This window comes from Alteromonas sp. BL110, assembly GCF_003443615.1.
GTDB lineage: Bacteria > Pseudomonadota > Gammaproteobacteria > Enterobacterales > Alteromonadaceae > Alteromonas.
The window spans coordinates 1,777,645-1,790,289 of record NZ_CP031967.1 but is presented as its reverse complement, the minus strand read 5'-3'; the positions used below and the strand labels follow the sequence as shown (position 1 = coordinate 1,790,289).

The 12,645-nt window shown below is 44.0% G+C and carries 15 protein-coding genes; 10 read left to right on the top strand and 5 right to left on the bottom strand.

Translation table 11 applies throughout. The annotated features are described in order from the left end of the window. The first annotated feature begins 147 nt into the window (after positions 1-147). Complete coding sequence (locus D1814_RS07820) at positions 148-1,515, top strand: ABC1 kinase family protein (RefSeq protein ID WP_118491110.1); 1,368 nt, start codon at positions 148-150, stop codon at positions 1,513-1,515. Between the two features lie 162 nt (positions 1,516-1,677). Here D1814_RS07820 and D1814_RS07815 read toward each other — a convergent pair whose 3' ends face one another. Further along, a complete protein-coding gene (locus tag D1814_RS07815; RefSeq protein WP_118491108.1) occupies positions 1,678-1,986 on the bottom strand; it encodes a DUF6482 family protein in 309 nt (102 codons plus the stop codon). A gap of 99 nt (positions 1,987-2,085) precedes the next feature. Continuing rightward, complete coding sequence (locus D1814_RS07810; protein WP_118491106.1) at positions 2,086-2,478, bottom strand: hypothetical protein; 393 nt, start codon at positions 2,476-2,478, stop codon at positions 2,086-2,088. A gap of 378 nt (positions 2,479-2,856) precedes the next feature. On the opposite strand from D1814_RS07810, the gene D1814_RS07805 reads away from it, so the two are divergent. The 7 genes from D1814_RS07805 (at position 2,857) to D1814_RS07775 (ending at position 8,180) form a co-directional block, all read left to right on the top strand. Continuing rightward, entirely contained in the window at positions 2,857-3,717 is an 861-nt protein-coding gene (locus D1814_RS07805) for a DUF3014 domain-containing protein (RefSeq protein WP_118491104.1), read from the top strand. Continuing rightward, complete coding sequence (locus D1814_RS07800; RefSeq protein WP_118491102.1) at positions 3,704-4,330, top strand: DUF1285 domain-containing protein; 627 nt, start codon at positions 3,704-3,706, stop codon at positions 4,328-4,330. Before D1814_RS07805 ends, D1814_RS07800 begins: the two co-directional genes overlap by 14 nt. Positions 4,331-4,510: 180 nt before the next feature. Beyond that, a complete protein-coding gene (locus D1814_RS07795) occupies positions 4,511-5,803 on the top strand; it encodes an amidohydrolase family protein (RefSeq protein WP_118491100.1) in 1,293 nt (430 codons plus the stop codon). A gap of 24 nt (positions 5,804-5,827) precedes the next feature. Further along, positions 5,828-6,415 (top strand): YqaA family protein, encoded by a 588-nt coding sequence (locus D1814_RS07790; protein ID WP_118491098.1) that lies wholly within the window; start codon positions 5,828-5,830, stop codon positions 6,413-6,415. Between the two features lie 172 nt (positions 6,416-6,587). Beyond that, the gene (locus D1814_RS07785; protein WP_118491096.1) at positions 6,588-7,049 is read left to right on the top strand and encodes a hypothetical protein; all 462 of its coding nucleotides are present in this window, start codon (positions 6,588-6,590) and stop codon (positions 7,047-7,049) included. A 27-nt stretch (positions 7,050-7,076) separates the two neighbouring features. Then, complete coding sequence (locus D1814_RS07780) at positions 7,077-7,259, top strand: hypothetical protein (RefSeq protein ID WP_232369000.1); 183 nt, start codon at positions 7,077-7,079, stop codon at positions 7,257-7,259. A 117-nt stretch (positions 7,260-7,376) separates the two neighbouring features. Beyond that, positions 7,377-8,180 carry a DUF1206 domain-containing protein gene (locus tag D1814_RS07775; RefSeq protein WP_118491092.1) on the top strand — a complete coding sequence of 268 codons (804 nt, stop codon included), beginning with the start codon at positions 7,377-7,379 and terminating at the stop codon, positions 8,178-8,180. Positions 8,181-8,231: 51 nt separating this feature from the next. Here the strand turns inward: D1814_RS07775 and tusA are convergent, their stop codons facing one another. Genes tusA through rph form a run of 3 tightly spaced genes read right to left on the bottom strand, consistent with a single transcriptional unit; the run spans position 8,232 to position 9,894 of the window. Further along, the gene (gene tusA, locus D1814_RS07770) at positions 8,232-8,492 is read right to left on the bottom strand and encodes a sulfurtransferase TusA (protein ID WP_025257197.1); all 261 of its coding nucleotides are present in this window, start codon (positions 8,490-8,492) and stop codon (positions 8,232-8,234) included. After that, positions 8,482-9,123, bottom strand: a complete 642-nt coding sequence (pyrE, locus tag D1814_RS07765) for an orotate phosphoribosyltransferase (protein ID WP_118491090.1) — start codon at positions 9,121-9,123, stop codon at positions 8,482-8,484. The genes tusA and pyrE overlap by 11 nt, the downstream gene beginning before the upstream one ends. 57 nt (positions 9,124-9,180) lie before the next feature. Further along, positions 9,181-9,894 (bottom strand): ribonuclease PH, encoded by a 714-nt coding sequence (gene rph, locus D1814_RS07760; RefSeq protein ID WP_025257195.1) that lies wholly within the window; start codon positions 9,892-9,894, stop codon positions 9,181-9,183. Between the two features lie 301 nt (positions 9,895-10,195). Here rph and D1814_RS07755 point away from each other — a divergent pair, with 301 nt between their 5' ends. Together D1814_RS07755 and D1814_RS07750 are read left to right on the top strand one after the other, a co-directional pair. Further along, positions 10,196-11,059 (top strand): YicC/YloC family endoribonuclease, encoded by an 864-nt coding sequence (locus D1814_RS07755; RefSeq protein WP_118491088.1) that lies wholly within the window; start codon positions 10,196-10,198, stop codon positions 11,057-11,059. A 264-nt stretch (positions 11,060-11,323) separates the two neighbouring features. Next, complete coding sequence (locus tag D1814_RS07750) at positions 11,324-12,637, top strand: ATP-binding protein (RefSeq protein ID WP_118491086.1); 1,314 nt, start codon at positions 11,324-11,326, stop codon at positions 12,635-12,637. Positions 12,638-12,645 lie beyond the last annotated feature (8 nt).

Below are 12,645 nucleotides of genomic sequence, written 5' to 3'. Positions count from 1 at the left end.
TCGATTAGATAGTTGGTTGCTTATGACCCTTACACCCGATCCAGCCACCGTACTTAAATGTATAAAGGGTCAGAGTACTTTTTAAGTCATGCTTTAAACGATAAATATTAATGTTCCTTTCCATCTTCAATAAAACAGAGTGAACCTATGGCAGAGAAGCCAACTAAAACCGCTGTATCGCCACCCCGTTCAAGTAAAGCAGTACCCTCGTCTCGCTTATCTCGTATAGGTCGCTTAGGCACGTTAGCAGGTAGGATTGCAGGTAATGTGGTTTCTCAGGGCGCAGGCCAGCTGCTAAAAGGTGAGAAGCCGGTCTTGTCTTCGCTGCTTTTAACACCAAAGAATATTTCAAACATTGCCGATCAGCTTGCCAGTATGCGTGGCGCAGCTATGAAACTAGGGCAACTCATTTCCATGGATGCGGGAGATTTTTTACCCGAAGAACTCGCCGCTATTTTAGGACGGCTGCGAGATGATGCCGACCCTATGCCAAAGGATCAACTCATATCTACGCTTAAACAGGCTTGGGGTGAAAAGTGGCAGGATGACTTATTGTATTTTTCCTTTGCCCCCGTTGCCGCCGCCTCTATAGGCCAAGTTCATAAAGTCATTACGATGGACGGCAAGATGTTAGCTGTTAAGGTGCAATATCCAGGTGTTAAGAAAAGTATTGATAGTGATGTGGATAACGTGGCAACGCTCATAAAGCTTACTGGTTTGGTCCCCAAGTCATTAGATATAGGCCCGCTATTGCAGGAAGCCAAAGCACAGCTTCACCAAGAAGCGGATTACGAGCGAGAAGCCGATATGCTTAATCGTTATCGCAACCTAGTTGAAGCGACTGAAATCCGATGTGAAGAACAAAGCGCGTTTATTATTCCAAAGACCTATGCACCGCTTACCACAAGTACGGTGCTAGCCATGGATTTTATCGAGGCACAAGATTTGGATGTACTGATTGATGAACCTCAAGAAATTAGGGACGCCGTAATGACAGCGTTGATGACATTGTTTTTCAATGAAATTTTTCACTTCAAACTGCTGCAAAGCGACCCTAACTTAGCCAACTATCAGTTCAAATCAGATACCAAGGAAATCGTGCTGCTAGATTTTGGTGCCACTCGCGAAGTGCCTGAAAATATATCTCAGCAATACCAAACTTTACTTAAGAGCGCCGCAGACAATGATAAATCACTGATGCAGCAAGCTGCATACAATATTGGGCTTATTGATGACAGTCATTCTCAGATGCAAATTAATGCAGTCATCGATATAGGCATGGAAGCCTGTGAAGCCATTCGCTTTGAGGGGGCTTATGATTTTGGAAAAAGCGATTTAATCGCAAGGCTTCACGAAAAAGGAATGGCGCTTACAATGAAGCACAACTTTTGGCACACGCCGCCAGTTGACGCGCTCTTTATACATAGAAAGCTGGGTGGTTTGTTTTTGTTAGCTAAGCGGTTGCAAGCCAAAGTGAATATGCGCAAAGCCGCAGGCGACTGGCTTTCCTCTTAACGAGGTTTTGTTCCGTTTTACAATGGGCCCTATCGCGCTTTATGCAGTTAGCTTGAGGTTGAGATTATCGGCAAATGGCGAAAACTCAGATGTATGCCTTCGCCTAAATCTAGCACCTCCCATGGCGCTGGGCTGATATTATTGCGATAAATTGCGTTGTGTTTAGTAGGGCAATTCCATACTAAAAGGTAAGGCCATCTGCTCTTTGCTTTTCGGCGGGTTACCAATCATCTCGTCGTACGGCGTATCATGCTTCATTACAGCCTGCTGAACGCGACAATGGGCGAACGCTTCACGTATGTGCCCGGCACTAAAAAAGCGCATTGGCTTGTCTTTATTGTCGTAAAGCATGCCGCTTTGGTTATCGATAGTCAGATAAACCAAATACACGTTCATTTCATATGACTGAACTTCCAAGTAATCAATAACCGTCGGCGAGTCTTCAATATCCCGAAAATTAAACTTATGCATTTTTCTACCTCATGATGAAATCAGCGAGCGCATTACACTCGCCCTGCTTAGTTTTATTTTCATTGAATATAGCCAAGACGAGATAATGACGGTTATACGCTATGCGAGGTTTTCAGGTTCATTCACAAGATGAAGCGGAGGGCGGTGATTTTTATATCGCACTGCATTGGCTAAAACCAACAACGAAGCAATAGAAAAAGCGGTGTATACCAAAGCAGCTAACCCCATTCCAGTCGCAATCCATAAAAGTGGGAAAACCAACAACCGAGGCCCTTCTGCCGCTAGTGCTACTTTTGCTCTCGATAAGATAAAGCCATTTTGTATGCCCATAACAACCACGGTTATTACAGTAATAAGTTGATGATGCATTGGCAGACTATGCATATTCATAAATAGATAAAGCATTATCCCTAATGCAATAACGTATTGTATCGCTGTGTATCGTTTAACAGCTCGGTGTAACTTCGGATGATATGATTTAAATTTACTCACGCTTATTATCCTACAAAGGCACATTTAAGTAACACTGGATTTGGAACCTAAAATATTAATTACTGTAGATAGCAGTGCTCTAGCATTTGCTTTTCAAAGGTTAATCAACACATTAGTACACAAAACCGAAAATGTTAAACAATTGTTTTAAAAAATACTTTCATGTTTACATTCTATTATGATTCGGAAGAAGTAAAAAATGAGGAGTTCCCACTAATTTTTGCTCAAAAAAAAATCGAAAAGTGTCTTTTAGACGTTAAAACCTGTTCAAAATAAGGAATTTGGATTGTGAGGGAACAATTCTCTTGATTGATTTTCTAATTTTGGGTGTTATCTCTGATAGTATTACCGAAAGGATATTTTTGTAGCGGAGTCATTATGAGCGAATCGTCAGAAAAGAAATCGTTAGGCCCACATTTTATTATTGTTGGCATTCTTCTTATCGTTATTCTGGCTGTAGTTTTTTGGCCAAGCAACGAAGAGCCTGAGTCAGTGACTACACCCGAGCCTGAGGTGACCGAGCCAGAAGTCACTGTGCCGGAAGAACCGGAGGTTTTTGAGCCTACGCAGCCAGCGCCAGCTGTTGAACTCGAAGAAAACGACGACGTTGAACCACTGCCAGAGCCCGTTGAGCCAGACCCAGAGCCGTTAGATACTAGCGACCCAGCAGTTAAAGCGTCACTAATTGAGAGTTCGTCTGCAGACGAAGAAACTGTAAACCGTATGTTGGTTAACGAAGGACTTATCCAACGCTTTGTAGTATCTGTAACGAACCTAGCGAACGACGAGATGGCACCAAACCATCAACTCCTTACGCCGCCAGAACAAAACTTCCGAGTTTATTCTCAAGCAGGAAAACAGTGGATTGATGCAGCAAGTTATAAACGATATACGCCGTATGTAGATATGCTGGAGTCGTTCGATAATGAAGCACTGCTTAACATCTACGGTATTTATAAAGACGATATACAAGCGAAGTTTGCAGAAATTGGTGATCCAGACCAAGACTTTAACGGCGTATTGCTAAAGGCCATCGACCAGTTGCTTGATACACCAGAAGTACCGGTTCCTGTTGAAGTGTATACAGATTCGGTGGCATATAAATACGCAGACGATCGTTTAGAAAGCCTTAACGAGCCACAAAAGCAGCTACTGCGTACCGGGCCAGACAATATGCGTCGTATTAAAGCAAAACTACGTGAATTGAAAGTTTTGGTTGAAGAGCGTGGATCTAACTAGGTTTCAACATCAGCTTAAGGGCACGTCTTCAAAAGCGCGCCCTTTGCCCCCCGTTGACCAATGGAATCCAGATTTTTGTGGTGATATTAATCTGACGATAGCCCTCGATGGCCGATGGTTTTACGAGGGCAGCCCTATTGGACGGGCCAGCCTGGTTAAGCTTTTTGCCTCTGTACTGAAGCGGGAAGGCGATAAGTACTTCTTAGTCACCCCGGTGGAAAAAGTAGGAATTACTGTTGAAGATACGCCGTTTCTTATCACTCAGTGGCATATGGAAAGAAATGAAGGCGGCGAAGTGAGTGAAGTTGGGCAAGAAGGTGAAGCGGATAGCGATAGCGCCTATATATTCGCTACGCAAACAGGCGACATTATTCGCTTAGAGCGCGCAGACCAGCTAGAACTTCGAGTTCCGCCAAAAGCTATACAGGATTCACAGGCAACACCTATTCCTTACATTCGTGTTCGCAGTAACCTATGGGCTAGGCTACATCAAAACACTTATTATCAACTGTTAGAACAAGCCGAAGAGTCATCTGATGGTTCTGGCACACGATTTAGTATTCGATCTAGCGGTACAACATTTGTGTTAGGTGAAATACTTCAAACACCCTAATGCGCGTTTTTTATTGTTACGCTACTATTGTTATATTGCTATCCTGCACTTGTAACCTGTCCTGCCATTACATTATTTATCACCATTAATGTACCATTAACAGCACTTTGTTTTGCGTTATCACGTTGTGTGCATTACATTCGATGTAGTCTATAAAACAATTAAAAGAAGACCTACATCATGAAAAAGCCTTTAATCACCCTTGCGATTACAAGCGCACTAATCTCATCATCTTTGTCTGCGGTTGCCGATACCCTTATACACGCCGGAAAAGTATTTACTGGTACGTCAAAATCACTTCTGGAAAGAATGACAGTTGTTGTAGAAGACAACAAAATAACAGCGTTAAAGGAAGGGTTTGCCAAGCCACAAGAAGGCGACACCGTCATCGATTTAAGCGCTTCCACGGTTATGCCGGGTCTTATGGATATGCATGTTCATTTATCGTCGCAACACGGCGGGCCACAAACTTACTTAGAACGCTTTTCACTTAATGAAGCCGATTACGCACTGCGTGCAGCAAACTACGCGCAAATAACCTTAGATTCAGGCTTTACCACAGTGCGCAACCTAGGTGATGGCTATAACGAAACAGTGGCTTTAAGAAATGCTATTGCGAAAGGCTATGCTACCGGCCCACGTATTTACACAGTAGCTAAGTCTATTGCGACTACCGGTGGGCACGCTGACCCAAGCAACGGTATGTCTCACCTACTTCGACCTGACGTTGGCCCTAAACAGGGTGTAGTTAACGGCGAAGTGGAAGCCCGCGAAGCGGTACGAGCCCGTTATCAAGATGGTGCCGACCTAATCAAAATTACTGCAACTGGCGGCGTACTAAGCGTAGCTAAAAGCGGCCAAAATCCACAGTTTATGACCGATGAATTAGAAGCGATTGTCGATACAGCAAAAGACTACGGTATGACGGTGGCTGTGCATGCCCACGGTAAAGAAGGTATGAAGCGCGCAATAGAAGCTGGAGTAGATTCTATTGAGCACGGTACCTACATGGATAGTGAAATTCGCGAGCTGATGAAAAAACACGGCACCTATTACGTACCCACTATCTTGGCTGGAAAGTTTGTAGCAGATAAAGCCAAGATCGATGGTTTCTTTCCTGAGCTAGTTCGCCCTAAAGCAGCAGCCATCGGACCCTTAATTCAAAATACCTTTGAACAAGCGCACAAAGCGGGCGTAAAAATTGCTTTTGGTACAGACAGTGGTGTATCAGCCCATGGCGATAATGCACAGGAATTTGCATTAATGGTTGAAGCCGGAATGAACCCTGCTGACGCACTTCTTAGTGCTACCGTTAATAGCGCAGATTTATTGGGCATAAGCGATATATTAGGTACATTAGAACAAGGCAAGCTAGCAGATATTGTGGCAGTTCAAGGCAACCCGCTTGACGATATATCGCTTATGGAAAGCGTGTCTTTTGTGATGAAAGACGGGGTAGTTTACAAGCAGTAAAACAATAAAAGTGGTAGAGGTTACATGGCACTAGGTAAAAAAGTTAAGCACAAAACCAAAAAGCTTATCGATTCCAAACATATGTTAAAGGGTATTACTCTGGCGTCATTTTTAGAATCGACCATTGTTCCTATACCGCTTGAAGCCGTTATGGTGCCGTTAATGCAAGCTAGACGAGATTCGCTCTGGAAAATTGCGTTAATGGCCACCGTGGGCTGTGTGATTGGCGCTGTTTTTGGCTATGCCCTTGGCTATTACCTTTTCGACCTAGTTGGTCAGTGGGTTATTGATACCTTCTTTAGTCAAGATCAGTTCGACAGCGTTAAACAACAAATGCAAAACCAAGGCTTTTGGTTTGTGATGACGCTAGGCATTGCGCCTATTCCTTTTCAAGTGGCCATGTTAGCTGCCGGCGCCACCCAATACTCACTTCCACTTTTCCTTTTAGCCACGGTTATTGCCCGCGCTATTCGCTATTTTGGCCTTGCAGTAGTGGTGTACTACGCCGGTGACAAAGCAGAGCAGCTTATAAAGCGCTACAAGGTAAAAGCCGTATTCGCTATTACGCTGGTGGTCGTCTTATTATGGTGGCTGTCTAACATGCTTTCCTGAACAAAAGATTCCTTTGGCTAGAAGGCACTAGAGCCTTTAAAACCACGTTGCCAAAACAATACCAGCCACTTTTTAGATAGCCATTTCAAATCACGGCAATAGATTTTTTGAACTTTACATTTGATAATGATTCTTATTTGCACTAATGTTATAAAAAACAGGAGGTGCTTATGTGAATGTTCAACGTCTATGCCCAGTTTACAGAAAATGGCTACAGCTAAATCCTTCAAGCGCACGAGAGCATCGCTTAGCAATGCAGGCACAAACTCAGCAAGCTCACCAGCAGGGTAAATTAGATTGTGCCAGAGAGTTGGGGTATCAAACCTTTGAAGCCGCTAAGGCGATTCTCAATGCGCTGCAGCCCATATCTTCTGAAAAAGTGAGCGCTGTGCAAGAAGACGTACTCGCGTTCGGCACTATGGGCATGTACTTATCTTCTTTACTTGCTCAAGAAGATAAAAAGCAAGAATCTCACGCAATTTTGCAGGAGTGCCAACAACAGTTAATTGCCATATTGCCTTTGCATGCCACTAATCCATCTGTATGTAGGCTTATATCCGCTATTCAGCACACGCTTGAGCAAACCTATGAACCTAAAATTAGCAGGCCGCTGGCGTCTGCGGCCCTGCATTAAACCAAAAAGTTGAAGGAGCGAATGATGATGTCGAAACAAATACCAAATGAAGACGGCTTTGTCTCTTTGAGTGTGAGAGCATCTGTACTTCAAAAAATGCTTAAAGGTGAAGTTCTACATATGACAGACGTTCACTGCAATTGTGCCCACAGTAAACGTACACTTCAAAACTTGCTGCTAAAAGCTGCTGCAGACAGTTCAGAACGTTAACCTGAAATACTAGTTCGCAAGCGTAAAATACAGATACGAGCAAAACGGAACATAACTTGATAGCAGAATAACTAACTGAATCTTTTTTATTTTGTAATTAAGTTATGAGAGGACACCGTGGAACCTTCGTCTAAATGGAAAGAGATAACCGCTAGAGCGGGATATAGCGCCAAAACCGTCATGTACGTTATGCTTGGTGTCTTCATTCTTACATCTGTATTTACTGCGTTAAACCGTGAAAAAGCCTCTCAGTCCAATGTCTTTATTACACTTAAAGAGCAACCACTCGGACAAATTCTTCTGGGAATTCTTGTTCTCGGCTTAGCGTGTTATGCCTGCTGGCGTTGGCTGCAGATCTTTATTACTGACAAATCAAACGACGACAGTTTATTCATTCACATTATAAATAAGCTGTTCTTCTTTATATCAGGCGCGTTCTATTTTGTTGCGGCTTATGCGGGGGGTAAAACCTTATTAGAAGTACAAAGTAGCTCTTCATCCCAAGGCAGTGGAAAGAAGGTGAGTGAGTTTTTGATGCAATATGAATGGGGGCTGTTGCTTGTGGCCGCAATCGGGCTTTGCATCATCATATTTGCCGTTGTGCAGTTCAAACATGCTTACACCGCCGACTTTTTAAAGAAGTTTTCACTACACACTTTAAATCAGCGCATTAGAAAAAGTGTGAAAGTGACGGGACGCCTTGGGTATACCGCAAGAGGGGTCGTTTATTCATTAGTAGGTGGCTTTTTTATCCTTGCCGCCATATTAAGTAACCCGTCACAAGCCGGTGGGCTACAAAAAGCGTTAGAAACATTAATGAAGCAGCCCTTCGGCCCTTATCTCATTGGTGCAGTGGGCGCAGGCTTTGTTATGTTCGGCCTTTATTGTGCGCTAGAGGCGAAATACAGAAAGGTAGAATAGAAATTTAAATGGAAGGCGCTAAGAGCCTAAATTTGAAAGTAAAAAAGGCGCTTAAGCGCGCCCTTTTTTAATAACGTACTGGTAAGGCAAGGTCTCTGTTTGAGACGCTACCAACGTATGATCCATAAAGCGGCAAAAGCTAGGAATATCTCTTGCCGTCGATGGGTCATCAGCCGTGACCGATAAGGTTTCCCCGTCGGCCAGCTTACGGATATTCAAACGCACCATCATCACTGGCTCTGGACAACGAAGTCCTAGCGCATCCAAGTGTTGATTTGCAGCGCTGAAGGCGCTATCAAAATCAGATGCCATAGTTTTCACGGTAAGTGTTGATAGCGTTAATCTCGCTAGCATATCCGCCTTTTTCAGTCAGATAAGCCACCACATCGGCAAGCGATACAATAGAAATCACCTGAGTGCCAAAATCGCGCTCGACCTCTTGAATAGCTGACAGTTCGCCATTACCGCGCTCTTGTCTGTCTAATGCGATCAACACACCAGACAAACTTGCCCGCTGCTGTTCAATTAATGTCATTGATTCGCGAATAGCCGTACCCGCAGTGATCACATCATCCACCAGCATAACCTTACCCTCTAGTGGGCTGCCAACTAAATTGCCGCCTTCACCGTGTGTCTTTGCTTCTTTACGGTTGAAGCAATAAGGCACGTCAAGGTTGTGGCTATCGGCCAGTGCAACCGCGGTAGTCGTCGCAATAGGAATGCCTTTATACGCTGGACCAAACAGTACATCGAATTCGACACCTGCATCCATTAGCGCATCAGCGTAAAAACGCCCTAGCTTGGCCAAATCGCCGCCGCGATTAAACAAGCCCGCATTAAAAAAGTAAGGGCTAACGCGGCCAGACTTTAAAGTAAATTCGCCAAATTTTAGTACGCCACGCTCAATGGCAAACTCGATAAAATCACGCTGAAACGCTTTCATGATGACCTCTTAATTACTAACTAATACGTAGGCGTTAAATACGCTTAATTGCCTCGCTTACGCAAGCGCCGCTTTTTGAATATCAAACAATTCGCGTAAGCCGTGCTTACCAATTTTCAATAATTCATCAAGCTCTTCAAATGAGAAAGGTTCACCCTCAGCAGTACCTTGAACTTCAATCAGTTTACCAGTTTCGGTCATCACGATGTTCATATCTGTTTCTGCTTCAGAGTCTTCCGTGTACTCAAGGTCAGCAATTGGCGTACCTTCGTAAATGCCCACCGAAAGTGCAGCAATCATGTGCTTAAGCGGGTTTGTTTTGATAATGCCTTTTGCACGCATATAGGTAAGCGCATCAACAAGCGCGACACATGCACCGGTAATTGATGCCGTGCGCGTACCGCCGTCGGCTTGAATGACATCACAATCAAGTGTAATTGTGTTTTCGCCCAGAAGTTTTAAATCAATCGCCGCGCGAAGTGAGCGCGCAATCAAACGTTGAATTTCTAGCGTACGACCACCTTGCTTACCACGCGCCGCTTCACGACCGCTACGCGTATGGGTAGCACGTGGAAGCATGCTGTATTCGGCGGTAACCCAACCTTTACCTTGGCCCTTCATAAAGCGTGGTACACCTTCTTCCACCGTCGCATTACACAACACCTTAGTGTTACCAAACTCTACTAAAACAGAGCCTTCTGCGTGGCAAGTGTACTGGCGAGTAATAGTAACAGGGCGAATTTGACTGGCGGTTCTTCCGCTTGGACGCATAGTGTTCTCCACAACGTAAATGCTTAAAAAAGGGTAGCGTTTTACAGGTTTTTCGTGCGATATGGGTATAGAAAGCTCAATTCGCGGTCAATCCCTGTAAATTCGATATAGCTACGAAATTGCGCTTAAGTATAACGCATTACCCACAGCCGTTAAAAACGAACTTTACATGTTTGCTTATTGAATTACGTAAATGTGCGCTAATATACAAAATACAAGAAAACCTGCTCTAGATATTCACGTATACAACACGACGTTCGGGTTGTTTTTGCAGGCTTTCAGTTAAATTTAAAGGATAATTATGATTTACAGCATGACAGCGTTTGCGCGCGTAGAAACCAAAAAAGAGTGGGGCTCAGCCGTATGGGAAATACGCTCAGTTAACCAACGCTTTTTAGAAACTTACTTTCGCCTACCGGAACAGTTCCGCTCGTTAGAGCCGGTTTTGCGCGAGCGTTTTCGTAAAAAGCTGGCGCGAGGCAAAGTTGAATGTGCGCTTCGTTTTACCGCGAACGACGCTGCTGTAACCAAGTTAAGCCTAAACGAAGAACTGGCTAAACAAGTCCTTCACGCCGCCGATTGGGTGCAATCGCATGGCCAATCTACCGGAGTAAACCCACTAGACGTTTTGCGCTGGCCTGGCGTAATTGCAGCGGAAGAAGCCGACATGGATACCATTCACGGCGACGTAATGGCAGCGTTCGATCAAGCGTTAAACGTCTTTATCAGTGCTCGCGCTACAGAAGGTGAAGCCCTTAAAGGTATGATCACGCAGCGCCTAGACGCTATTGAAGTTGAAGCAGAAAAAGTAGCCGCGCGTATGCCTGAAATTATGGTGTGGCAACGAGAAAAAGTGCAAACCCGCTTTGAAGAAGCAAAGATAGAGCTTGATGCTGGCCGTTTTGAACAAGAAATGATTATGCTTGCGCAAAAAGTCGATGTTGCCGAAGAGCTAGATCGCCTAAACGCCCACGTCAAAGAAACGCGCAATATCCTTAAAAAGGGCGGGGCAGTAGGTCGCCGTTTAGACTTCATGATGCAAGAATTTAACCGCGAGTCAAACACCTTAGGTTCAAAGTCTATCAGTACCGACATCACACAATCAGCCGTTGAACTTAAGGTATTGATTGAGCAGATGCGTGAGCAAATTCAGAATATAGAATAGGTTCTTGTGTAAAAAGCAACCCGATCAAAGACGTCTTAAAAGCCCTGTTATTTGCTTGTAAAAACAGGGCTTCTTTATTTTCCCCGCTCAAACCGGTTTGCAGATAGTGCCCAAAATCATCTTAAAAGGGGAAGTTTTGCCCAAATAGCGCACCTTTACACTTTTACGCGCATAAAAATGTAAAATTCCACACTTTAATGCGCGAAAAATGTGGGATAAGTTATACTATAAGCAGTTAACAGTCTCAATTGGCGGGAAATGACAATGCAGCGCAACCTACTAAACGCTCTCATAGCATGGAAAAATCAACCTGTGCGTAAGCCATTATTGATCGATGGTGCAAGACAAACAGGTAAAACCTATCTGCTGCAAGAGTTATTTGGGAACACCTTTGCCAACATCCTTCGTATCGACTTCCTCGAAAACCCTACTTACAAAGAAGCGTTCGATGGCTCGTTGTCACCTGACGAGCTAGTAATGAACATTGAATTGTTAACCAACCAAGCGTTCAATCCAGGAACAGACTTGTTAATATTAGATGAAATTGGCGAGTGTGAACGAGCCGTCACTTCGCTGAAGTATTTTGCCGAAAAAGCACCGTCCTATTTTGTCGCAGCCAGCGGCTCTAACATTGGTTTGCTTAATACCTTCCCTGTAGGCAAGGTAGAACAATACAATTTACGTCCACTGACCTTCCAAGAATTTGTTTACGCATCCAACGAGCAAGCCCTGATCAAAGCGTTTGATAGTCAAGCAAGCACACCGGCAGTACACACTAAATTGATGGACAAACTAACCGACTATTTTTTTACCGGTGGTATGCCGGAAGCCGTTTCTGCTTGGTATCAGTTTAAAAATTCAAGCATTCTAGAGCGTGTTGAAAAAGTCACAAAAATTCATGCCGACTTAGTTGAAGGTTATCGTCGCGACTTCGGTAAGTACGCGGGCAAGGTCGATGCCACACTGATTGAATCGGTATTCAATAGCATTCCAGCGCAGCTATCACTTGTCAGCGATGATTCGGTTAAACGCTTTAAATTTAAGCATGTGCATAAGCGTAAATCTCGTTATAGCGATTTTGAAACCGCGATCCATTGGCTTAACTGTTGCCGCTTAGCTTTGCCAAACTACCCTATAGAAGGATTGCCGAAATCTCCGTTGGCGGCCTATAAAAAAGAAAATATGGTTAAACTGTTTCTTTTTGATGTGGGCCTGCTCAATCATATGCTAGGCAGCAGTTATAAAGAGATTAAGCAACAAAACTATGAATACAAAGGCTATGTAGCTGAAAACTTTGTGCAACAAGAGTTCACTGCTATTGGCGTTGACCCAAGCTATTCTTGGAATGACGCCCGCGCCGAAATCGAATTTATCTTGGCGACCGATGTTGGCGATATCGTCCCTGTTGAAGTCAAAAGTGGTAAACGTACAAGAGCAAAATCGTTGGCATCCTACATTGAAAAATGTAATCCAAGTAAAACTTTTAAGTTGACCGGTACACAAGGTTCTTCAGCGTTAGAAAAAACCAATATCGTGATGCCTTTGTATTTCACGCAGTATTTACCTGAAAGATGGTAAAAGCGAGC

Bases quoted from the DNA above. Each gene is read 5' to 3' on its own strand.
- D1814_RS07805 (WP_118491104.1), top strand. From the start codon at position 2,857: ATGAGCGAATCGTCAGAAAAGAAATCGTTAGGCCCACATTTTATTATT.
- D1814_RS07815 (WP_118491108.1), bottom strand. From the start codon at position 1,986: ATGCATAAGTTTAATTTTCGGGATATTGAAGACTCGCCGACGGTTATT.
- D1814_RS07820 (WP_118491110.1), top strand. From the start codon at position 148: ATGGCAGAGAAGCCAACTAAAACCGCTGTATCGCCACCCCGTTCAAGT.
- tusA (WP_025257197.1), bottom strand. From the start codon at position 8,492: ATGGCATCTGATTTTGATAGCGCCTTCAGCGCTGCAAATCAACACTTG.
- pyrE (WP_118491090.1), bottom strand. From the start codon at position 9,123: ATGAAAGCGTTTCAGCGTGATTTTATCGAGTTTGCCATTGAGCGTGGC.
- D1814_RS07755 (WP_118491088.1), top strand. From the start codon at position 10,196: ATGATTTACAGCATGACAGCGTTTGCGCGCGTAGAAACCAAAAAAGAG.
- D1814_RS07780 (WP_232369000.1), top strand. From the start codon at position 7,077: ATGTCGAAACAAATACCAAATGAAGACGGCTTTGTCTCTTTGAGTGTG.
- D1814_RS07790 (WP_118491098.1), top strand. From the start codon at position 5,828: ATGGCACTAGGTAAAAAAGTTAAGCACAAAACCAAAAAGCTTATCGAT.
- D1814_RS07750 (WP_118491086.1), top strand. From the start codon at position 11,324: ATGCAGCGCAACCTACTAAACGCTCTCATAGCATGGAAAAATCAACCT.
- rph (WP_025257195.1), bottom strand. From the start codon at position 9,894: ATGCGTCCAAGCGGAAGAACCGCCAGTCAAATTCGCCCTGTTACTATT.
- D1814_RS07795 (WP_118491100.1), top strand. From the start codon at position 4,511: ATGAAAAAGCCTTTAATCACCCTTGCGATTACAAGCGCACTAATCTCA.